General features: G+C 43.0%; 19 protein-coding genes and 1 pseudogene. 14 read left to right on the top strand and 6 right to left on the bottom strand.

Translation table 11 applies throughout. From position 1 onward, the window contains the following. Positions 1-25: 25 nt before the first annotated feature. Positions 26-571, bottom strand: coding sequence for a helix-turn-helix domain-containing protein (locus tag AC58UU_RS13285; protein WP_497316300.1), 546 nt, complete (start codon positions 569-571; stop codon positions 26-28). Between the two features lie 192 nt (positions 572-763). On the opposite strand from AC58UU_RS13285, the gene AC58UU_RS13280 reads away from it, so the two are divergent. Genes AC58UU_RS13280 through AC58UU_RS13270 form a run of 3 tightly spaced genes read left to right on the top strand, consistent with a single transcriptional unit; the run spans position 764 to position 2,690 of the window. Continuing rightward, the gene (locus tag AC58UU_RS13280) at positions 764-1,003 is read left to right on the top strand and encodes a PLD nuclease N-terminal domain-containing protein (protein ID WP_497316298.1); all 240 of its coding nucleotides are present in this window, start codon (positions 764-766) and stop codon (positions 1,001-1,003) included. Continuing rightward, positions 1,000-1,905, top strand: coding sequence for an ABC transporter ATP-binding protein (locus AC58UU_RS13275; protein ID WP_497316296.1), 906 nt, complete (start codon positions 1,000-1,002; stop codon positions 1,903-1,905). Before AC58UU_RS13280 ends, AC58UU_RS13275 begins: the two co-directional genes overlap by 4 nt. Next, positions 1,902-2,690, top strand: coding sequence for an ABC transporter permease (locus AC58UU_RS13270; protein WP_497316294.1), 789 nt, complete (start codon positions 1,902-1,904; stop codon positions 2,688-2,690). The genes AC58UU_RS13275 and AC58UU_RS13270 overlap by 4 nt, the downstream gene beginning before the upstream one ends. Before the next feature lie 120 nt (positions 2,691-2,810). Here AC58UU_RS13270 and AC58UU_RS13265 read toward each other — a convergent pair whose 3' ends face one another. Then, positions 2,811-3,893: a glycosyltransferase gene (locus tag AC58UU_RS13265; protein WP_497316292.1), complete on the bottom strand. Its 1,083-nt coding sequence runs from the start codon at positions 3,891-3,893 to the stop codon at positions 2,811-2,813. Beyond that, positions 3,890-5,026, bottom strand: coding sequence for a glycosyltransferase family 4 protein (locus tag AC58UU_RS13260; protein WP_497316291.1), 1,137 nt, complete (start codon positions 5,024-5,026; stop codon positions 3,890-3,892). The genes AC58UU_RS13265 and AC58UU_RS13260 overlap by 4 nt, the downstream gene beginning before the upstream one ends. Before the next feature lie 277 nt (positions 5,027-5,303). Here AC58UU_RS13260 and AC58UU_RS13255 point away from each other — a divergent pair. Next, positions 5,304-5,474: pseudogene (locus AC58UU_RS13255) on the top strand (DUF255 domain-containing protein); the annotation flags it as partial. 201 nt (positions 5,475-5,675) lie between these two features. Here the strand turns inward: AC58UU_RS13255 and AC58UU_RS13250 are convergent. After that, positions 5,676-6,326 (bottom strand): hypothetical protein, encoded by a 651-nt coding sequence (locus AC58UU_RS13250; protein WP_497316290.1) that lies wholly within the window; start codon positions 6,324-6,326, stop codon positions 5,676-5,678. Positions 6,327-6,826: 500 nt separating this feature from the next. On the opposite strand from AC58UU_RS13250, the gene AC58UU_RS13245 reads away from it, so the two are divergent. Together AC58UU_RS13245 and AC58UU_RS13240 are read left to right on the top strand one after the other, a co-directional pair. Then, positions 6,827-7,621 carry a hypothetical protein gene (locus AC58UU_RS13245; protein WP_497316288.1) on the top strand — a complete coding sequence of 265 codons (795 nt, stop codon included), beginning with the start codon at positions 6,827-6,829 and terminating at the stop codon, positions 7,619-7,621. Positions 7,622-7,742: 121 nt separating this feature from the next. Further along, positions 7,743-9,821, top strand: coding sequence for a thioredoxin domain-containing protein (locus AC58UU_RS13240; RefSeq protein WP_497316286.1), 2,079 nt, complete (start codon positions 7,743-7,745; stop codon positions 9,819-9,821). 193 nt (positions 9,822-10,014) lie between these two features. Here AC58UU_RS13240 and AC58UU_RS13235 read toward each other — a convergent pair whose 3' ends face one another. Both AC58UU_RS13235 and AC58UU_RS13230 read right to left on the bottom strand, forming a co-directional pair. Next, entirely contained in the window at positions 10,015-10,173 is a 159-nt protein-coding gene (locus AC58UU_RS13235; protein WP_084159967.1) for a DUF1540 domain-containing protein, read from the bottom strand. A gap of 537 nt (positions 10,174-10,710) precedes the next feature. Continuing rightward, a complete protein-coding gene (locus AC58UU_RS13230) occupies positions 10,711-12,633 on the bottom strand; it encodes a glycosyl hydrolase family 18 protein (protein ID WP_497316284.1) in 1,923 nt (640 codons plus the stop codon). 179 nt (positions 12,634-12,812) lie between these two features. On the opposite strand from AC58UU_RS13230, the gene AC58UU_RS13225 reads away from it, so the two are divergent. The 8 genes from AC58UU_RS13225 (at position 12,813) to AC58UU_RS13190 (ending at position 22,224) form a co-directional block, all read left to right on the top strand. Beyond that, on the top strand, positions 12,813-13,346 hold the full coding sequence (locus tag AC58UU_RS13225) for a DUF309 domain-containing protein (RefSeq protein WP_497316282.1): 534 nt from the start codon (positions 12,813-12,815) through the stop codon (positions 13,344-13,346). Continuing rightward, positions 13,343-14,071 (top strand): response regulator transcription factor, encoded by a 729-nt coding sequence (locus AC58UU_RS13220; protein WP_497316280.1) that lies wholly within the window; start codon positions 13,343-13,345, stop codon positions 14,069-14,071. Before AC58UU_RS13225 ends, AC58UU_RS13220 begins: the two co-directional genes overlap by 4 nt. Then, positions 14,064-15,518, top strand: coding sequence for a sensor histidine kinase (locus AC58UU_RS13215; RefSeq protein WP_497316278.1), 1,455 nt, complete (start codon positions 14,064-14,066; stop codon positions 15,516-15,518). Before AC58UU_RS13220 ends, AC58UU_RS13215 begins: the two co-directional genes overlap by 8 nt. A gap of 101 nt (positions 15,519-15,619) precedes the next feature. Continuing rightward, on the top strand, positions 15,620-16,228 hold the full coding sequence (locus AC58UU_RS13210) for a hypothetical protein (RefSeq protein WP_497316277.1): 609 nt from the start codon (positions 15,620-15,622) through the stop codon (positions 16,226-16,228). 128 nt (positions 16,229-16,356) lie between these two features. Continuing rightward, positions 16,357-18,093: an efflux RND transporter periplasmic adaptor subunit gene (locus AC58UU_RS13205; RefSeq protein ID WP_497316275.1), complete on the top strand. Its 1,737-nt coding sequence runs from the start codon at positions 16,357-16,359 to the stop codon at positions 18,091-18,093. A gap of 27 nt (positions 18,094-18,120) precedes the next feature. Continuing rightward, positions 18,121-18,837, top strand: coding sequence for an ABC transporter ATP-binding protein (locus AC58UU_RS13200; protein ID WP_216625563.1), 717 nt, complete (start codon positions 18,121-18,123; stop codon positions 18,835-18,837). Next, entirely contained in the window at positions 18,834-20,012 is a 1,179-nt protein-coding gene (locus AC58UU_RS13195; protein ID WP_307604043.1) for an ABC transporter permease, read from the top strand. Before AC58UU_RS13200 ends, AC58UU_RS13195 begins: the two co-directional genes overlap by 4 nt. A 94-nt stretch (positions 20,013-20,106) precedes the next feature. Next, positions 20,107-22,224, top strand: coding sequence for a hypothetical protein (locus tag AC58UU_RS13190; protein WP_497316272.1), 2,118 nt, complete (start codon positions 20,107-20,109; stop codon positions 22,222-22,224). Positions 22,225-22,822 lie beyond the last annotated feature (598 nt).

Raw genomic sequence — 22,822 nt, 5'->3', positions numbered from 1 at the left:
GTATGCTAATTTTGAATTTTCTGTTTTAGGATTCTGGAATAATGGTAAAGGCAATAGTTCGAATTGGTGCATCCAGATCATTAATTTCGTTAGTCGTGTTGTAGTATTTTATCATTAGGTCGTTTAATTCACTTTGAAACTTTATAAAATTTTCATCGTCAAGCTTTAATTCTACAAGTGAAAAAGTAGCACCATCATCTAAGCAACCTTGTTCTTCTAATTTGGTAAGATAATTTTGATATTGAGTCATAAGCGATAATTGATAATACGAAATATAATTCAGCTTTTCCTTACTAGAAGACTTTTTCCACTCATCTGCACTAAGTCGGGCTTCTTCTTCATTTAAAGTGTAGTATTTTTCGGAAATGGATCTCACTTTTTTTTCTTTCATAATGCGGATAACTCCAGCATCTAACAAAACTTGTATATGTCTATATAAAGTTGCCTGAGGCACATCTTTAATGATTTTTACCATTTCAAGTGAAGTCAGTCCATTTTCTTTGTTTCTCATTAAAGCTTGAGAAATCTTCATCCTTACTGGGTGCAGGATAATTTCAGCTTTATTAGCCATTTTTTTCTCCCCCAATCATAAAAAGATCTCGTTATTATCTATAATGATAATATTATCATTGTAAATAATAATAAGAATTAAAACAATATTCTTTAAAGAAAAAAATAAGTGTAACATTTTACGCTCTTATGTTATCATTATCGATAATGATAACATAACGTTTTTCATAATGACTTTAGGGGAGTGGTTGATTTGCAAATGCATTACGGGTGGAACGAATTAAAAGAAATTGATTTCATGTCTTTGTTGCCGGTTATTTTACCGGTACTTGCTGTAGGAATGATTTTGATCCTAATAGCATTAATGGATTTATACAAGCACAGAAAAACGAGGAAAAATGTGTTGCTGTGGAGTCTCATTATTATTTTTCTAAACACGTTTGGTCCGATTCTATACTTTGTTATTGGCAGAAAGGACCGTGAAAGAACATGAAATTAGAAGTCAAAAATGTTACTAAAACATATAAAGAAAAAACTGCAGTAAATAACTTTTCAATGGTTCTGCAATCTGGAGAATGTGTGGGATTGATAGGGCCGAATGGGGCTGGTAAGTCGACACTCATCAAAGTTATTTCAGATATTATTAATCCTACAAGGGGAGAAATATTGCTTAACGGGAAGAAAATTTCGCAAATGAAAAAGGAAATTGGCTACTTGCCACAGTACCCTAACTTTTATCATTGGATGACTGCACAAGAAACACTTACTTTTATGGGGGAACTATCAGGATTAAGAAAAGAAGAATTAACAAAGGCTATCCCAGAAATATTATCAAAAGTAGGGTTAAGTGGAGAAGAGAATTCAAAAGTTGGAACATTTTCAGGTGGAATGAAACAGAGACTTGGCATTGCACAGGCGTTGTTACACAAACCATCATTGATTGTAATGGATGAGCCAGTATCGGCATTAGACCCAATTGGTCGAAGAGAAGTACTGAATCTAATCGAAGAAATCAAGAGAGAGACGACAATTTTATTATCGACGCATATATTAAGTGATGCAGAAGAAATATGTGAAAGATTCATTATAATCAAAAATGGGCAAAAAATTGAAGATACAACCATCTCCGACTTGTTAAACAGCAATAGCCAAAATAAAATGATTTTTGAAGTTACGTCTATTGATCATAAATGGATGGAAGTTTTGAAAAATTTGAACTATGTAAAGGATGTAGAGGCAGTAGGAAATAAAATAAAAATACAAGTTGAAAATATAAGCTTGAATAAGAATAAGTTACTAAGAAGTGCTCTGGAACATCAGGTTGACCTCGTAAAGTTTGAAATTAATAACGATACCTTAGAAGAGATATTCATGAAGTTGGTGGTGGAAAAATGAATCATTTTAATGTGCTAATGAAAAAAGAATTTGTTCAAATGGTTCGTGAATTTAAAGTTATTTGGCTGCCATTAGTATTTATATTTTTAGGAATAACTCAACCAGTTGTTAGCCATTATTTACCCTCCATATTAAAATCACTCGGTGGAGCACAAGGTATCACAATCGACCCTAGTATGGCTGCTCAGCAAGGTGGGGAAGTACTCGCAAGTACTTTAGCTGCTCAATTTGATCAGTTGGGGGTTATCATTATTGCAATTTCGATGATGGGGGTCTTACAGACCGATAAAGTAAATGGTATGTTGGCTTTTATTCTTACAAGACCGGTCACTGTAGTATCGTACATAGGTGGGAAAATAATTTCCAATTACATATTTGTTGCTTGTTCTGTAGCGTTAGGTTACTTGATTTCGTATGTATATGTTAATTTGTTGTTTACAAACGTTAATTTTGTGGATGCGATAATAGCTTCGTTGTTTTATTTGTTATGGGTTCTGTTTATGGTATCTTTCACTACAATGATAAGTACTATTTTTAATAGCCAAGGTATTATTGCATTAATTTCAATTGTATTCCTACTGGGCTGTAGAATTGTACTAGGTTTGAGTTCTCTTACAGATTTAATGAATCCAGCAAGCATGAGTAAACAAGCCATGGAAGTATTAATTACAGGAGCAGTCAACCCCTACGTAATATGGAATGTTTTAGTGGTATTTATATGGATTGTATTAACAATCAGTGTAACGATCTTTTGGATTTCTAGTAAAAAATTTAACAATGAATAATAGTGCTAGTGAACTCATGCCCCTCTGGTATGAGTTTTTCATCAAGGTCGATATACCTTGAACCCGCATTAAAGGTGAAAAAGAAAAGACGCCCTAAGATCGGACGTCTTTCCGCTTATATTATCCCGTTCTGACCACCTGCTTATATAGATGTTCAACCTTTCGAACTTGCCTTTTTATATCATGTTCCCTTGCCACATAGGTGCGAGCCGCCAACGTCAATTTTCTCCATCTCTTCTTATTCTTCAGCATCTTCTTCATTTTTTTAGCCAGGTCTTTTACATTGCCTTGTTTAGCCACCAACCCGGTTTTATTATGCCTAACCAACTCAGGGATTCCAGAGTGATTTGTCGAGATGACAGGAAGTCCCGAAGCCATTGCTTCCACCAAGGAGTTGGGGATTCCTTCCTGGTCACCATCTTTAGCGGTTTTGCTGGCCAATACGAAAATATGAGCCCTTCGCAGCATCTTCCGAACACCTTGATGTGATAATCTTCCTATTAATCGGACAGAAGATTTCAAGCCGTATTTACGAATTAATCGTTTTAACTTTGAGTGTAGAGGCCCATCCCCAATAATGACCATCCGGGTATCCGGAAAGCGGCGATGAACCTTGGCAAATGCTTTTACCAATACATCCATTCCTTTTTTGGGTACTAATCGTCCAATAGAAATAAACGTAATCTTTGTACTCTTTGGGGTTTTGCACAGCCTGAAGGGAAACTTCCGCAGGTCAATCCCCGTTTTGACGACTCGGATTTTTCGTGCGGGACAATTGAGTCCGATGACTCTTTTTTTCATTTTATTTGAAACAACCATGACTATGGAACTATGTCTAAAAACAGAACGCAGCTTCCGTCTATAACTCTTTTGCCTTAATCGCGAAGAGACGTCTTTTCCATGAAAAGAAGTGATCATGGGAATATTCGTTTTCAACTTGTATGGAAGTATGCGTATAGCAGTAGTGCCGAAGTAAGCATGAATGATTGACGTTTTATTGCGTTTAAGAAAGATAGGAAGATTCGAAATCCTCTTTAATCTGAAAATGCGGGGGAATGGAAACTGGGAGCGGTACTTAACCTTGTCTGCTAAAATATACCCTTTGAAATTCCTAATATTTTTAATTCGTTCGTAGATAAATGTTTCCGTCGGATTCAAATAGGTATTCTTGACGTGGGCTACGACCCTTTTTGAATTGTTCATTTTCTCACCTTCCGCCCAACAGATCGGTATACCTGATTAATCTTTCGAATAACACTATTCCAAGAAAAAAAGATGACTGCACGCCTGCGCCCGGCTACCCCCATTTTCCGGGAGAGAGTGGGGTTATTCAATAATTTACTAATATAAATTCCTAGTAATTTTACATTCCTGGGATTAGAGATGAGATAGCCCGTTTTCCTGTGTAGAACAACCTCGGATACTCCTCCTACTTTCGTTGACACAACCGGGACCCCTGATGCCATGGCCTCCAAATTGACACGCCCGAAAGGCTCTTTCCAAATGGAAGGACAAACGAATACATCGGCAATAGCATAGAATTCTGCAACTTTTCTTGGAGGAACAAATCCTAAGAAGCGCACATGTTTTTTTCCTAATGATCTTATTGCCTTTTTTTCTATTTTTCTAAAATAGTAGTTTTTTCTTTTAATTCCATGTTCAGATCCGCCAACGATAACAAGCAGCAGATTTTTATTGTTTTTCTTTAAATTCTGGACAGCGTGGATTAAAGTTTCAATCCCTTTTTTTTTATCGATTTTCCCAACAAACAAGACTACCTTTTTTCCATGCGCTCTCCATTTTCTTTTAAGCTGATAAACTCGTTGAGGTTGATCCCACTTCATAATGAATTTACCGGGATCAATCCCGAGATGAATGGTTTTTATTTTCCTGGGTTTGATTTTACGAAACCGACGCAGTGTATCCCTACGAGTAAAATTGCTGTTTGCAATAAAGAAATCTGTTTTTCTTGCCCCCTTACGCCAACCACGCCTCTTATTTTCATCAAGCACATTATGGAGGTTTAACACATGCTTCGATCTTGGTGAAACCGAATGAAGACTTCTGACGAAATGGGGCCGATTAAACGTGTGGATGATAGGGAAAAAGCTTTTTCTAATTTTCTTCCGTACTTTTGCAAGATAATTTTTCCTTGTTATTCGAACCACGCGGATATGTCGACCGTATGGGTTGAAATTACCTCCTCTTGGACTGAAAAGGGTGATTTTATGTTCTCTGGACAGTCGGCGGATGACTTCATCAATATATAGTTGTACCGCGCCTCCCTTGACGGGAGGTACAGGACGGGTTTCCGGTGCGACAATGGCGATCTTCATCTTCTTTCTCCTTTCTTATTCTTAATAGATAAGAAAAATTAACCGGATACCCAATCGATTCCACTCTGTATAAATTTTATTCAAGAAGATTGATATCGGAATGGGCTTCTAACCTTCTGAAAAAGTTAAATTTGAGGTAGACACATATGGCATGGAAGGGGGAGAACAAATGGCTGACCCTACAGGGCCAACTGGACATGGGCATGGGTTTTTCTTTTTGTTGTAAGGTGATCTAATCTCGTAATATCGACAAAAAAAACCAAGGAGGTGATGCCCCATGACAACGATCAACAAACCCAATAGATTAATCGCCGAGAAATCGCCATACTTACTTCAACATGCTCATAATCCTGTGGAATGGTTCCCTTGGAGTGAAGAAGCATTTGACAAAGCGAAACGAGAAAATAAGCCTATTTTCTTATCTATTGGGTATAGTACTTGCCATTGGTGAGATGTTCGTGTGAATCATTAAATCAATGTCCCTAGACAGTAACGATGTTGTTGTTATCATAAAAATGGCATTCTCAAGTTCTTTATTAAGGTCCAGAGGTCGCATGTTTAAATCTTGATTACAACATAGAACAGCCCTCAACTTGATGACAAGGTGGGGGCTGTTTGACGCTTACGTTTAAGGTTGATTTGAATAACGCTAATTGGATGAATTATTTTGCGCCAACATTCTAATTTCAAGCACATTAGTTACTTGATTAAACTTTAAAACATACTTCTGTCCTTTTATCAGCCCAAAAAAAGAGGCGATTTTGGGGCTGGTTGCGAATCCTGAAGCAAATGAATTTAATGGTGGTTTGATTACCTGAAGTTTCATCTTTTTTATTTTTCCAGTTCTTTCTACCGTTATTATGGAAGGTTTACTAGGTAGATTGAGGACATCTTCTGTCGCTCTAGTAAGAGCTATTATATCGTTTCTTTTTATATTCGTTTCTTCAATTCCGAATGGAGTTACCTGGCTAGTCCTTGTTAAAATAATTGTCAGGGTCTTAGTCGTAACGTTATATTTCAATAAATATACGAATCCGGCTTTTAATCCAAACGTTTTTGCAGTTGCTGGGCTAACTTCCAATGTATTTATAAACGTTTCTCCACAAGCATCCGGGTCTGATGTAAGAACTTTAATAGTAACATGTTTTGTTATTGCCTTCCTTCTAAGTGTTGCAGAAGTATTATTTTGGATAATGAGAAGTGAGTCACCACCTCCTGCGCATGAATCTAAAAAAATTTCATTATCTTTACGCGACTTTGAGATGATTAGATGAACTCTTTCTTGTGGCAATTTCTTCATCCCTTTCAAATTGTTTTTCTCAACAATACCACTCTAAATTAACTTAGAATTAAACCTATTCCATGGTATTCAAGCACAAATTGAAAGTTCTAAGCATTGAAACATTTTACTGACGCATTAGTTCTGAAGATAGCACAGAAACGCGATTACGGAGAGTTCGGATTTCTGAAAAACCGAACTTTTTTAATGATAACAGCCAAAGTTCCAGTAAAGGTTCCTTGTCTAGTCTTGATAGTTACAGGCGTATTAGTCGGAGTTGCATCTGCAATTACAGCAATTGTTGATATATTAGAAAATAGAACTCGAGTTATTTTTCCTCCTGTTTCTGGTTGGATGCCAAGAAATGTGTTTCCAACTAGTTAATTGTCAAGCAAGGCTTTTTTGCTGTATACAGGCAAATGTCTCATGCAGCAATATCGAAAAATGAATAAGGTATAGAGTCATCCAGCATCACAAACATCGTTGAATTTTCAAGGTAAAAGCGAAGGGTTGGGTAAATAGTGACAAAAATTATGAATTGTCCTCCTCCTCAAAAAATTACACTGAAGCAACGGTTACGCACCCTCATTGGAGTTAAAGTTTCTTGGGGAGATACAAAAGGGAATAGCTTTGAAGCAACTCCGCTTACAATCGGTAAAACACCCAGTGGCGAAACCACTTATAACGGCACACCGTTTTCACAACTTGCGTTTATTTCTATGCGCTTTAAAGGAACGAAGTTTCCTCCGATTCGTGTAAGAGTAAAGTTGAAAACCAAACAACCTCCTAATGTAGTGATTGATCGTTTTTTAGTTCTCAGGGGCTCCAATTTTATCGAGTTGATCGAGGTGAATCTAAAAAACGGGTTTCAGGAAAGGATTTTTTATCCTCTCCATGAAGTCGTACAACTGGTTTGCAAAGTAAAAAAGCCCGTTATATTTCCGACATGTCCAAAGCAAACGAATATAGCCTTGGTAGAAAGGCTAAGAACTTTTATTGGAAAGCATGTTTCCGGGATTAATTTCCTTAGAGAATTTGATGGCATTCTACGAAAGGTAACGAAAGATTTTATCATTGTAGGGAATACTAGAGTACAAATTGGCGTGAATGCTTTATTATTTATAAAAGTACCCAATCAAACCAATGCCAATAAAACAAACGCAGTGATACATGTAGATTTTAGAGCTCCTTTTCCGAATCCTGGAAGGGTAAAGCTCATCCGTATCGGCTCTGATTTTGTTGAAATCAACAACTTCATCATTAATTTAGCTGATGTCAGAAGTTTAATATGTAAAATGGATTGCAGTCAGAAATGAATACAGATGTCATCTTCTTTGAACCATTGCTATCACAGCAGGGTTTTTTCTTTTTTCTGGGGTATGCTAAACTTGAACAATTAACAACAAATTATTCCAGGAAACAAGGAGGTGATGCCCCATGACAACGATCAACAAACCCAATAGATTAATCGCCGAGAAATCGCCATACTTACTTCAACATGCTCATAATCCTGTGGAATGGTTCCCTTGGAGTGAAGAAGCATTTGACAAAGCGAAACGAGAAAATAAGCCTATTTTCTTATCTATTGGGTATAGTACTTGTCATTGGTGTCATGTCATGGCACACGAGTCATTCGAAGATCAAACCGTTGCAGACATGCTGAATAAAGATTTCATCTCAATCAAAGTGGACCGCGAAGAGCGTCCCGATGTTGACCATATTTACATGGCTGTTTGTCAGGCAATGACAGGGCAGGGGGGATGGCCGCTTACGGCATTCTTGACGCCTGAGAAGAAGCCGTTCTTCGCTGGGACGTATTTCCCACGCAGTCGGAAGTACAACCGGGCAGGGATGGTTGAGATTGTTGCGCAGATCGCGGATAAATGGAAAGAAGACGCTGACCGCATTCGCGAGGTTGGTGATCAAGTTATTCAAGACACGACCAGTCGCTTATTAGAGCATCGCACGGGTGGCGAGGTGTCGGAGGAAACGCTGCATGAAGCGTTCCGCCTTTATGAGAAGACATTTGATCCCGAATACGGTGGATTCGGTAAGTCGCCAAAGTTTCCAACGTCACACAATTTATCGTTCCTCCTGAGATATTATCAAAAAACGGGAAATGCTCGAGCGCTTGAGATTGTGGAAAAAACGCTGGATTCCATGCATCGTGGAGGCATGTATGACCACATCGGATTCGGTTTTTCCCGTTATTCAGTGGATGAGAAGTGGTTAGTCCCGCATTTTGAAAAGATGCTTTACGATAATGCTTTATTAATTATGACTTACATAGAAGCCTATCAAGTGACTGGAAAAGAGAAGTATGCAGAAGTCGCTGAGCAAATTATTACTTACGTTCTTCGTGATATGACGGATAAGGGCGGAGCCTTCTATTCAGCGGAGGATGCGGATTCAGAAGGGGAGGAAGGCAAGTTCTACGTCTGGATGCCTGATGAACTGGAGGACATATTAGGGATTGAAGAAGGCGATCTTTATTCCGAGCTGTACGATATTACGGAGTCGGGCAATTTTGAGGGGCATAATATCCCAAATTTAATTGGAACGACGATCGAATCTTTTGCGAAGCGTAAGCAAATCCCACTGGATGAGCTGAAGCAGCGGATTGAGGCTGCCCGCGCCAAGCTGTTCGCGCATCGCGAACAGCGCATCCATCCGGGCAAGGATGATAAGATTCTGACCGCGTGGAACGGTCTGATGATTGCTGCGCTGTCCAAGGCGGCACGTGCCTTGGACAAGCCTGCTTACGCGGAGGCAGCCGCGAAGGCCGCGGACTTTCTCCTGCGCGTGCTGCGCCGCGAGGACGGGCGATTGCTCGCCCGCTACCGCGATGGCGAAGCGGCTTTCCTCGGCTACGTGGACGACTACGCGTTACTCGTCTGGGGTCTTATCGAGCTGTACGAAACCACGTTCGAGCTGCGCTATCTCCGTGAAGCTGTCCAGCTGAACGCAGAGATGCTTCGTCTCTTCGGAGACGAAGAGAAGGGCGGGCTCTTCTTCTACGGCAGCGATGCCGAGCAGCTGCTCACCCGCCCCAAAGAGATCTACGACGGCGCGATGCCGTCGGGGAACGGTGCAGCCGCGCTGAACCTGCTGCGGCTGTCCAGGCTGACCTACGACGCGAAGCTGTCGCAGGCAGCAGATAGGCAGCTCCAGGCATTCGCCGGAGCTGTGGCGTCCTACCCGCCGGGCCACGCGCTTACGCTGGCCGCGCTCGACTTCGCATATGGCGAAGCCAGCGAAATCGTTATCGCCGGTGACCCGGCGAAGCCAGAGACGCAGCACATGCTGCGCACGGTGCAGCGGCAGTACCTGCCGAATGCGCTGCTGATTCTTCATCCGCCGGGAGCGGCGGGTGAAGAAGTCCGCAAGCTCATTCCGCTTGTGAAAGACAAGCTGCCGCTTGGAGGGCAGGCAACGGCCTACGTGTGCCAGAACTTTGCCTGCCAAGCACCAACGCAGGATCTGGAGGAGCTTGAAAATCTCTCCTCGAAACACTGATAATAATTATCATTATTGGTTACAATGAGAATAAGGGCAAGGGAAAAGAGAAGAGGCCCCCGACAGGGCCTCTTTTTATGCTCTGAATATTCACTCTGAATATTCGCTCTAAATCTAACGCACTAAATGTTACGCTCTAACGCTCTAGCTCCTACGCTCTAACTTTTACGTTATAGCTCTTTCGCACTAAGCACTAAATCTTAGACTCAAACGTTTTACAATCCGTTTCCTCGGAATTACGCGCTTGGTTACTGCCGCGGTGACTAACGACATAAATCGAGCTTGCATTGCATTTGTTTTCGGTTGCCCAATACTTGCAGGAATTCACTTCACAAAGAACATCTTTAGCCATGCCTTTTTCGCCTCCTCCATTATTTATAGGAATCTTTGTTCGGAGAACAGAGTCATCCTTTATTTAGGGTGGGCGAAAGAGGCCTATTTTTATACATAGGGGGAAGGGTTTATTATTCACCTCAGCAGTGATTGCCCACATATACATGAAGTAGCTACAAACTTCAAGGGGTTGAACCTATGGCTAAGGATGAGCTGCAACAATGTGTCAGGTGTAAATATGTCGCGGATAAAGAAGATAACTACTGCATTCGTTGTGGAGCGCCGCTTAAGAATAAGTGTACCAAAGAGAAAACCTTACTGCACAAAGGGTGCTATAAAGTTAACAAGCCGGACGCCAAATACTGTTCGGGCTGCGGAACTGAAACCATTTTTAGCGAATGGGGTCTTATATGATCAGCTTCTTCATGGATACATGCATCTATCTATCCATGGTAGGCTTTAGCTCATTTCATCCACTTTAGCGGCTTGTCGTTCCGTTAAGAATTACAATGACACCAAAAGGACCTCCCCAATTGGCGGAAGTCCTTTCTTCCTCTTATTTATTCTGCAAAATCAATTTCCATAAGTCCGCTTGATCATAACCAAGCCGCCATGCTGCGACACCAGCTATGTCGTACTTTTTCGCCATGTCCAGACGTGCTTTGACTGTAGCCTCATCTTCCAACCAGAATACATAGGTGAAGCCATCCTCTTGGTACTCGATCCGATATTGTTCGAAGGTTTGGTCCCAAGTTTGTTTGGTTGATTTGGAAGCTAATAAAGCAGGGATATCTTTCATCAGCAAGGTTCGATTACTCTGCAAGGCGCCGGCTGCATCCAGCTTCCATTCGCGCACATAGTAGGGGATACCTAGAATGATTTTGTCCCGCGGAATGCCATAGGAAAGGAATTCTTGAATACCGCCGTCCGTCCAAGGAAGTCCGGCTACGGACCCCGCGGAAGTACTGCCCCGCCAGAACTGATCGTAAGCCATGATGACGACGTAATCAACAAGACTTCCCAGCTTCTCATGATCGAATGCAGAAAGATGGTTCCATTTGACACTCCCACGCGGCAGATCAATGGATACAGCTAGGCCGTTCAAGTGAGCGTATGAGGTTAATTTGGCTATGAAGGCTGTAAAAGCGTTACGATCCGAACTAGCCAAGCTTTCGAAATCCACATTGATTCCCGGAACTCCAAGCTGCACAGAGCGGTCTACCAAGGCCTTAACGAATTTGTCTTGGGCAGCGCTATCCGCAAGGAATTGAGTTGTCAAGGTCGAGCTAAATTGGTTGCTGACTAGTGGATACACGGTATATCCATTCTTTTGGAGCCATTTGACGGTATCGGCATTGGATTGATCCTTCAAATTACCTGCTGAATCCGCAAGCTCGAAATAGCTTGGAGAATCAACATCAAGTCCGACTGTATTATTCACATGCGCTTTAATCGCATCATCACCGGCCATGCCGTTCCAGCCCCATACCTGGAGCTTTTTGAAGTTATCCCAAAGGAAGCGATGATCGAGCGTTTGAACAGAAGAATTACTGTACTGCACACTGTAACTTAAGGCTTCGGGAATCGTCTTAAATTCGCCTATGAGAGCTGTATTCTGAAACACTTGATAAGAGGCATAGTTGTTCCAAATTTTATGGCCATCCTTGAAGATAGAGCTGTGTCCCCATAGGCGTGCGTAATCTTGTGCTTCATTCAAGGAAGCAAAGTCCTGCAAAAACGTGTCATTCTGAAATACTTTATAAATTTTAAGATTGCTATACACGGTTTTTTTCGTATTCTTATTGACGACGGTTGAATTTCCCCATTTGAGAGCCTCGTTAATGGCGTCTTCTAAGGATGCAAATGCCCAGTTGTCTGCTGAAAATGTACCTTGATACACCTTGTAAATAAGCTCACCAGTGCGGAGTGATTTCTTTTCCTCATTTGAGATATTGTCCCAAATCCACTTATTGCTGTTTAAATCAATAATATGGGCGCCGCCCCATTTCTTCGCTTCGGCAACGGCTTCGTTCAGTGTTAGAAACTTCCATGAATCCTGTGAGATTTCATTTTGGTAGACTTGGAAATTAGGATAATTGTTCCACACCCAACCTGAGGATTGCAGGTCCCGAACACTTGCGTTGGACCATTTTTTTGCTTCAGCGATGGCCGCGTCCAGTGAGGCAAATTGCCACTCAGGTAGTGATACATCCAACTGAAAAACTTGATAGCGGGGGAAATTGTTCCACAGCCATTTGCGAGTGCTTATTTCTTCTACATGACTATTCGTAAAACCTTTTGCAAATGCTTCTGCTTGCCCATAAGCAGCAAATTCCATGAGTACATGATTGTACTGATAAACGCGGTATTTCGTTGTTTTGTCCGGACTTGATTGAACAGTACCTGCAGCATGAACAGCAGTTGGTACGCTCATCGATAGTATAAGGGTGCCTGTGAGCATCCATTTCCCAATTTTCATTCATCACGCCTCTTTCTAGTAAACTACTTAATTGGACGTAGGATATGATAGTTTGGTTGCGCCCAAAATGAATGAAAGTTAGTGATCCCTCGTTGATGTTGGACGATGGCACAACTTTCGAGTAACATGAGAAGTAATTAGGCATTACCGTGATCACAACAAGGTGAGGGGAACGAATCATGAAGCCGTATCCGGAGGCATATATCGATTATTTACTTTATTTCCATGCACAACGGGATTATTTTGAATGCCATGAAGTGATGGAGGAGTTCTGGAAGGAGCATCCTGGGGATGCACGCAGCAGAACCTATGTCGCTCTTATTCAAATTGCAGTAGGTATGTATCATATTCGTAGAGGTAACCGTAATGGTGCTGTGAAAATGCTGCAAAGCGCAGGAAGGAATGCGGAAGCTCCTCATGTCCTTTCTTTGGGACTTAACCCCGATAAGCTACAAGAGCTTCTTAACCAGGTTTGGTCTTCTATAGAGCGAGATGAATTCCTATATAAGGATATTAATTTGCCTATTACGGACCCGGAACTTATAGATTTCTGCTTAAAAGAGTGCGACAGAAGAGGGCTGATATGGCAGTCGCCGAGCCTGATGGAAGATGAGCTTCTCATCCAAAAACATACGCGGAGAGATCGTTCAGAAGTAATCAATGAGAGAGCAAGGCAGCAGCAGATCCGCAAGGAAAAGGGTGGCGCTAGATGAGTTCGGAAGGCAAAGTTCTAGTTGTAGATGATGAACCGAATATTGCTGAAGTCGTCAGACTGTATTTGGAGCACTCAAACTATGAGGCAATTATATTGCCGCGAGGGCAGGAAGTGCTTCGTACGATAATAAACGAAAAACCAAACTTGGTTCTACTGGATATCATGCTTCCTGATATATCCGGCTACGAGTTATGTGAGCAAATTCGCAAAATGGAGGCCCCTTTTCATCAAACGCCTATTATTTTCCTCACGGCAAAAGGGGAGTCCATCGATAAGCTGAGAGGGTTTAATCTGGGGGTTGACGATTATTTGGTCAAGCCTTTCGATCCGAATGAGCTCATTGCCCGTATTAAGGCCGTGCTGCGCCGCACGATTCAAGTCCCTATGGAACAGTCTCAAACCCAGAATTCATCCCGTAAATGGCTGGAGATCGGCAATATTGTTATCGATCTTGAGCAGTATCGGGTCACGGTCGGTGGGAAACGGGTTGAGCTTACGCCGAAGGAGATTGAGCTGCTGTATTTCCTGACGAGCCATCCAAGCCGTGTATTTACACGAGAAGATCTTCTTGGCTATGTGTGGAATTTTGATTTTACAGGCGGTACACGCACGGTCGATGCCCATGTGAAAAATTTGCGTAAAAAACTAGGACAGCATGACATGTGGTGCATCCAGACCCTGTGGGGAATTGGCTACTCCTTTGAGGTGGTTCAGCATGTTTAAGCGGTGGTTGACGGGAAAGAGCAACAGCTTATATTTGAAAATTTTCCTGTCTTTTCTTGCGACTTGTGTGCTTTTTTTTGCTGGTCTTTTCCTGTTCTGGAACTACTATTTTACGGATTTGTTTTATAAAGATAAGATCGAACTGATGGAGAAGCGTAATGTGGAAGTCACGCGCTTAATGAATTCTTTGCAGGATGGGACGATCTCAACTCGAGAGCTGAAATATACGGTACGAATTTTGGCTAGAAGCATTAATGGACAAGTTTGGCTTGTAGACGACAAAGGTAACATTCTGAATGGCTCCTCGGATAGTGAAGGGAGAGCTATTCCTAAACAGATGGATACGCTCTTTATCGATGGCCTTCACGGTCATACCGGCTATGGAATGGTTGGCTTAACTACACCTGATGGACGGACTATAAATTTGTTTACGTATCACGCCCCGTACCAACTAAACGGACAACCTATGGTCATCATTCTCCATTTTCCGGCTGGAGATATCAGTGAAGCCATTTCCGCAGTTCGCGTTAACATTCTGGTTCCTCTCTTATTTTCACTGGTAGCTGTTGGTTTCATTCTGTTTTTCATTTCTCGCAAACTCGCAGGTCCGCTTCAACAGATGAATAGAGCTGCACTTGAGCTCGCACATGGTGATTTCACTACACGGGTTCCGGTAACTTCACAGGATGAGGTAGGGCAGCTTGCTGCTAGCTTCAACTTCATGGTCGAACAGTTGGAGGAATGGGAAGGAACAAGGCAGGAGTTTTTGACGAATGTATCCCATGAGCTTCGTTCTCCGTTAACGACACTTCGCGGTTTTATTGTGGCAATGAATGATAAGGTCATTCCGGAAGAGAAATATTCGCATTACCTGCGTATCTGTGACCAAGAAGTTCAGCGGCTGCAGCGTCTTGTGACCGATCTATTAGATTTGGCGCAGATTCAAAATGGGGTCGATGTGTTCCGACTTAGGCCTGTATCCATCGCAGAAACACTTGAAGAATCGTTGGAACTGCTGAAGGCACCGATAGCAGCGAAGGAAATAACTTTTCACCTCATTCTTCCTGAGCCGGATAAGGTTCCCTCCAAGGTTCATTTAGACCCTGATCGATTTGCGCAAATTGTACAAAATTTAATCTATAATTCGTTGAAATTCACACCAAAGGGCGGAACGCTAACGGTAGCTCTAGAAGAGCAGGAGAGTGAGGTCCATATGTATGTTCGTGACACAGGGGAAGGGATGACAGATGCCGAGTTAGAACGCATTTGGGATCGTTTCTACAAAGCAGATGAAGCAAGAACTTCGCGGTCAGACGTTAAGACAGGAACTGGTCTTGGACTTACGATTGTGAAGCATTTGGTTACTGGTATGAATGGAACGATACATGTTCGCAGTCGGGTAGGCGAAGGGACCGAATTTCGTGTTACTTTTCCTCGTATTTCGTAGATAATTCACAATAATTTTACATCTAAAGCAAACTTAATTCATCATTATTTCGTATCCTGTTGCTGTTGGACAGGATTTTTTGTTTTGGAGGTGTATGTAAGGTGAAATACATACGGAAAATGGTGCTGCGTTTAACGCTCATTTCCTTCCTGCTAAGTGGCTGCAGTGGGCACATGCCTTTGCTTGACAGCACTTCGGCATTGACATCGCCTTCTCCATCATCTGGGAAAACTCCGCAGGAAGCCCCCCTCGCTGAAGATGTCCAAAGCCTTAGAGAGATGCAGCTCGTTATGCTGTTTCAGGGTTTAATTCGAATGGATCGGCTTGACTCCCTAACCATTACGGCCAAGCAAGCTGAGGCTATTCTGCCTTATGTTCGCAAAAGTATGGATGAAGGAAGCATTACCGAGTCCGAACAAAAACAAGTCATTAATGGCTTAACGCTTTCGCAGCGAACATTTCTGGATGAACAATCCAAGCAAATGAAGAAACGTATGGCGGAGCGGATGGACAATCTGGGTGAAGAGGTATCCTCAGAAGAACGGGAAAAGCGAATCAATGCATTTATTCAAAAAAGAAAGGCGGAGCGCCAGGTTGAAGCAGGCATGACGGACCGTGGGAACGGTGAATTTCAGCTTTTTGACCAAAGAAGTATGGGAATCAGTGTAGAACAGCAGCTAATGGAGCTGCTTACGTCCAAACATAATTAAAATTTAAGTGGCAAGCGATGTAGGAACACTTTTAAGCTTACGTTGCAAGGTTTGGTTGAGCAAAAAAGTTAAGCATATGCTTTCGAAGCCAGTTTTCTGGTGAAAATTCTAAGGGGGTTAGTCACTTCATGAAATGGTATCGCAGTAAGTGGTTCATTGTGATTGTCGCAGTAAGCGTTTGTGCAGGTGGTTCGTATGCTTACTTCGGTGGAAAAGGGAAGAAAGCAAAAGCTGCTGCCGTTAAAGAGGTGACGGTCGATGCCAAAAAAGGGAATATCCGCTTCTCCGTCTCCGGCACGGCACAGTTCGAGCCCAAAGATACACAAACGATCTCATCCACAGAAAATGCGAATATTAAGTCCATTAATTTAACACGAAACCAAGCGGTTAAAGCTGGAGATGTGCTAATTGAACTAACGAGTACAAGCTTGGAAAGCGATTTGCAAGATGCCCAGCTGACTTATGAACAGCTTGAGAAAGATCTGAATGCCTTACAGCAGCAGCAAGGATTAATGGGTGTTAAAGCACCTATTTCCGGTAAACTTACATACGCGAATAACATCGATTTAGGGTCAACAATCAATAAATCGACCAAAATTGCCACGATTGGTGATTTAAGTACTTTAACCGTAACACTTCCTTTCTTTGTGGAAGATGCTTCGCAGCTTCATAAGGGAGATCCGGTGGATATTACATTAGATGGATTTATGATCACGAAAACAGGATCGATTCAAAGTATCTCCAAAGATCCAAAATCGGATGGAAAAGGCGGTAAACTGATCGACATCGAAGTTGTTGTCCCGAATGACAACTCCATGGATGCAGGAACGAATGTGTCGGGTTCAGTAACCATTGGTGGGCGAACCGTCGATTCACAAGGCAAGAGTGCCTTGCAGTATCTGAAGGTGACGACGATTTTGGCTGGGACGACGGGGAGTATATCCGTATTACCTTTCAAAACTGGGAACATGGTACATCAAGGCGATACGATCGCAACCTTCGTGAATGATACGCTGGGCGATGATATTCTGACGAAACAGTCTGCTCTTGAACGGCAGAAGCTTAAAGTGGACTCGGCTAAGGACAAGGTGGATGCCCTCAAAATCGTTGCTCCCTTTGACGGCGTATTTTCAACCGACTTTGTGAATAAGAAAAATGATATTTTGAGTAATTTCAGGGTCGGCAGTAAGGTAACCAATGGAACGCAGTTCGGAGCTGTCGCTAGCTTAGCGAAAATGCAGCTGCCGGTTCAAGTGGATGAGCTGGATTTACCCAATATTAAGACGGGGATGAAAGCTGAAATCAAAGTTGATTCTTACCCTGGACGCATATTCCCGGCTGAAGTGACGCAAATCTCTTCGGTGGGAACGACAACGAATGGCGTAACCTTCTATGATGTTGTTCTAGCCGCTGAAAATAAAGACAATATGTTGAAATATGGGATGACGGCAACTGGCGAAATTTTAATTCAAGATAAAAAAGATGTTATTTATTTACCGCCAGAAGCACTGCAATCGCAAAAAGGGAAGCGTGTTGTTTCTTTGAAGAAAGCCGATGGTACAGTGGATAATGAACACGAGGTTAAAATTGGTATTCGTTCCAAAACACAAATCGAAATCACTGAAGGTCTTAAAGAAGGCGATAAAGTTGTTCTGCCTGTCGTGAAGAGACAGCAAAATTTAAGCCAAGATGAAATTAATCGTTTGAGACAGCAGTTCCAGCAAAACGGTGGCGCTGGAGGCGCTGGTGGATTTGGTGGCGGTGCGGGTGGAGCTGGATTCCAAGGCGGAGCTGGTGGAGCAGGTGCTGGCGGTAACGGCAATACGGGGGCTACTCGGACTAACGGCGGTGGCGGTACCAGATAATGCGGCAGGGAAAGGAGTTATTGCGGTATGAATATCATTGAACTGAAAGAGATTACCAAAACATATAAACGCGGGGAAGAAGATCTTCATGTTCTGCGCAGCATATCGCTTTCCGTTGCCGAGGGTGATTTTGTCGCCATTATCGGACCGAGTGGATCAGGGAAATCGACACTCATGAACACGATTGGCTTATTGGATGTGCCTACGACAGGCAGTTATACGCTGGACGGCGTTGTGACCGAGAATATGGGTGATAATGCCCTTGCTGAACTTCGAAACCAGAAGATCGGCTTCATTTTCCAACAATTTAATTTATTGCCTCGTTTGTCAGCTATGGAAAATGTAGAGCTTCCGATGATCTATGCTGGCATACCAAGGAAGGAACGGCGGGAGCGGGCTAATAATATGTTGAAGATGCTCGGGATGGGGGAGCGTGGTCATCATAAGCCGAGTGAACTATCAGGCGGCCAGCAGCAGCGTGTAGCCATTGCGCGGGCGCTTGCGATATCACCTTCGCTCATCTTAGCGGATGAACCAACCGGTGCGCTGGACTCCAGAACGGGTGAAGAAGTATTGGAGTTAATCCTACAGCTGAATGCACAAGGAAATACCATCGTATTGATTACGCATGATCATCACATTGCTGACAATGCCAAGCGTGTCGTCTCCCTAAAGGATGGCGTCATTATTGATGACTATCGGAATAACATTCAGATGAGCGCACAGCATGAGGTGAGTGTATGAAGTTAAGTGAACTCATTCGAATGTCGCTTCGCACGATCATATCTAGTCCACTGCGAACGTTTTTGACCATGCTAGGAGTTATTATTGGTGTGAGCTCAGTCGTAACTTTGGTATCGATAGGTCAAGGCACTTCAGAACAAATCGCCAAGCAATACGAGAACATGGGGACGAATCTGCTTGTTGTCACCGCGACCGGAAACGGACGTGCAACGCAATTGAATTATGATGAGCTGATGAATTTCGAGAATTTTCCGGAGTTCCAGTCGATTGCGCCAACGATGACGAAGAACGGATCCAACGTTAAATATGATCGTACGCAGGAGAAATACAATGTTATTGGAACGAACGATCGCTATTTTAACATTATCAAAGCAAATATTGACAAGGGGCGGAATCTCGCTCCAGCTGATCTAGAGTTTCGCTCGAATGTCGCCATACTAGGTAGTGAAGTGGCAAAAACGTTCTTTGGACAGTTAAACCCTGTAGGTGAAGATATCAATATCGACGGTGTCGTGTTCAATGTTATTGGAACTCTGAAAGAGAAGGGCTCCAACATTGGCGGAGCCTCAGTCGATAGTGCAGTGATTGTTCCTTTGGAAACTGCTAGACGACAATTCAAGCTGGGACAAATTCGCACAACCTACGTAGAAGCGCCGACGAAGGATGATATTTATACCGCTCAAGATACGATGAAGCAGTATTTGACGTACAAATTCAAAAGCGATACGGGCTTCGTCTTAACGAATCAAGATGAGCTGCTTAAAGCACGGACTGAAGCAACGAATACCCTTACGAATCAATTAGTGGCTGTTGCGCTAATCTCTCTACTCGTCGGCGGCATCGGAATCATGAATATTATGTTGGTTACGGTGAGTGAACGAACGCGTGAAATCGGGATCCGTAAATCGATTGGTGCCAAGCGCAGAAATATTTTGCTGCAATTTCTCGTCGAAGCCGTCGTCATCAGCGGTATGGGCGGATTAATCGGACTTGCGCTCGGAATCGGATTATCCTATGCGCTGCCTTATTTTAGCCCCAAGCAAACAACCAGTTTGTCATTTGATATTAGTTTATATGCCTTTTTATTTTCGGTGCTTGTCGGTGTTATTTTTGGCTTGTATCCGGCAAATAAAGCGTCCAAATTGCGACCAATTGACGCGTTACGGTCTGATTGATTTGAGAAATGCAAGATTATGCTAACGAACGAAAACTAAAGACTATGCTTACGATGCCAGTTTTGCTAAAGCAAAACTCTAAGGAGGACTACCTGTGAACCAACAACGAAAGATGAAACGCTTGCTCAGTCGTTCGGCTTTAATGCTAACTGCAGCAAGCTTCCTAACATTCCCCTTTGCAACATCGGCTTTTGCTGGGAAGGAAGGCGTGTTTCTCAGTGATTCCGTCTACTTTACATTGGACAAAGTTACCTTGTCTGCGGGTGCTGAGGATGGCTCACTTCGCTTCTCATTAGGCCTGAACAATAACAGCAGCTCCCCGGTTGATTTCAACAACTATGGGGTCAAAGTTATAGACACGAATGGAGTGTCTTACACGGCGAAGCTGAGTGAGAAAGTAACGGCGCGTGTGAAAGCAGGAGAAACCGGCACGTTCAAATTTACTTCTGAAATTCCTGCGAATTTGACTCCGTCCCAGTTAAAGGTCGATATTTTCGAATGGAACTATAACGCGATGGAAGATATTGGTGCTTTGTCTGTAGAGGCTGCTTTGGCGGAGTCGGGACAATCGGTGCTTCAACAAGCGGTTCTTAATTTGAAGGAACTGGACTCAACACTTGCTGATGATGCGTTAGTAACAGCCCAATTAGGCAAAAGTTATAAAGTATATAAAGACGGGGCATGGATGGTGTATACCGACTTACTGCTTGAAAATCTAAGTAGTTCAACGCTTAAGCTGCCAGATGGACTTGAATACAATTTCCAGGACAGTAAAGGGCTGACATACAGTGCCCAGTTTGCCAAAGTGGAAGGGCAATCCTTGCTTCCTCAGCAGCCTGTTAAAGCTACCTTACAAGCTGCGGTTCCAGCAGCGCTTGAGACCAAAGATTTGGCGTTGATATTCTCTCCAAAAGGCAAGGTGAAGACAACCGTTTTGGGTTCACTTAATGTTGCGAAGTCTTTTTCAATTGGTAAAATCGGTGACAAGACGGAGTACCCGAACTTGGATGTTAACGGCCTAGCGATCTCAACCTCATGGGCAGCGGCAAGTAAGCAATCGGACGGACTGCATTTGCAAGCCAACGTGACTTTAACGAATCAAAGCGATGGAATTGTGACCATACCAACTTTATCGGCGGAGTTCCAAGCACTTCGAGGCAGTGTAGCTGTTACCTCTAGTGATAACGCCGTACGCACGTCGTATTTATCTCCGAATGAGTCTACGACATTCCGTTTCTCTGGCATTTTGCCTGCAGGGCTGAACACAGATGCATTGCAGTTGGTTGTGCTTGAGAAGCAGGCGGTTGCTTCTACGACGACTCAGCCGAGTACAGGAACCGGGAATGCGGACACAAACAGCAGTAAGCAAGCGGCAACTTTGCCGGTTTCGGTTACGACACTTGCCGGTGCAGGAAACGGTGGAGAGGTTTCCTCTTACGCAGCTGCTCAAGCATACACCTTAGGTACACCATTCAAGCTTACGGCAAGTAATCTCATTGATTCGAATGTCGATGTATCCCTTGTGGAGTTTGGGATGAGTGAGAATTCGGACTTCGGGTTTAAGACGGTTGTTGCGAAGTATAAGCTGACGAATAAAGGAACAACGTCATTGACAATGCCGGATTTCCAAACGGATTTGACAAGCGCTGAAGGATACACATACTCTGGCGTTCGACAGTCAGCTATAGCGAAGACCATCGCACCAAACACTAGCTATGTGATGAGTTATTCTTACATGCTGCCTGCCGGCGAGAAAGCCGACCAGCTTGCACTTAATGTGTATGATGCCAATCGTCTAGCGGTAGGGTCATACAAAACAGCTATTCAACCAATACCAAGTACAGGCGCTATCTCCTTGTACCCTTATACCATCGACTTGAAGGATTACTCTGTGAGTGCTACATATAGCAAAGATTCATCCTATGCTTACAGGTTACGTTTGGATTTGGACGTGAAGAGGCAGGAGCAGGTAATTACGGATACGAACTTCTCAACACTTGCTTTTGAAGTTGTTGACTCGGAAGGGCGACTATTAAGCTCCAAAACAATGACCTTCACAGGGCAGCAGAAGATCATGTCCGGCGTTCAATTCATTGATTTCGGCAATATCAAATCCGAACAATTGAGTTCCGATGTCAGCATCAACGTGTACGAAGTGATTGCAACACCAAACGGCGATGCAAAACGCTTAGTGAAAACGATAAAAATGTAACAAGGTAAGAAATAAAGGCGCTTATCCCGTTAAGGGGTAGAGCGCCTTTTTCGGCATTAATATGCGTAAAAGTTCTATGTTAATCCTTTAAAGGGCATTCTCATGTTGAAATACTATGATGACACAATAAGCTCGAAAATCGAGCTTTCGGCGAGTGGTGACGGAAATAGGTTCGGAAATCGAGCTTAAGTTGAGCGAGAGCCGCGGTGAAGTAGGCATTTGAAGGCTGAGAGGCTGATTTCGGAGCTTACAGGAAAGGGAGTAAAAGGAGCGAAGGTGAATAAGCGCTAAAATCGCGCTTTCAGCGATAGGTGACGGAAATAAGCGCGAAAACCGCGCTTAAGTTAGGCAAGAGCCGCGATGAGATTGGCATTTGAAGGATGAAAGACTGATTTCGGAGATTTCAGGTTAGGGAGTAAGGGTATCGAAGGAGAATAAGCTCCGAAACGGAGCTTTCGGCGAATGGTGACGGGGATAAGCGCGGAAATGCATTTAGACTTAATAGTGGACACAACGAATTGGGGAGTTAGATAATAGATCTATCCAAATTACGAGGTGTCCGAGATGAGTGAATCCCGCCAACGTTACAATGAAAAGT

It is taken from the genome of Paenibacillus sp. JT22N1 (assembly GCF_059692155.1).
The sequence above is the reverse complement of the archived record's forward strand: the minus strand, read 5'-3'. Positions and strand labels throughout refer to the sequence as shown.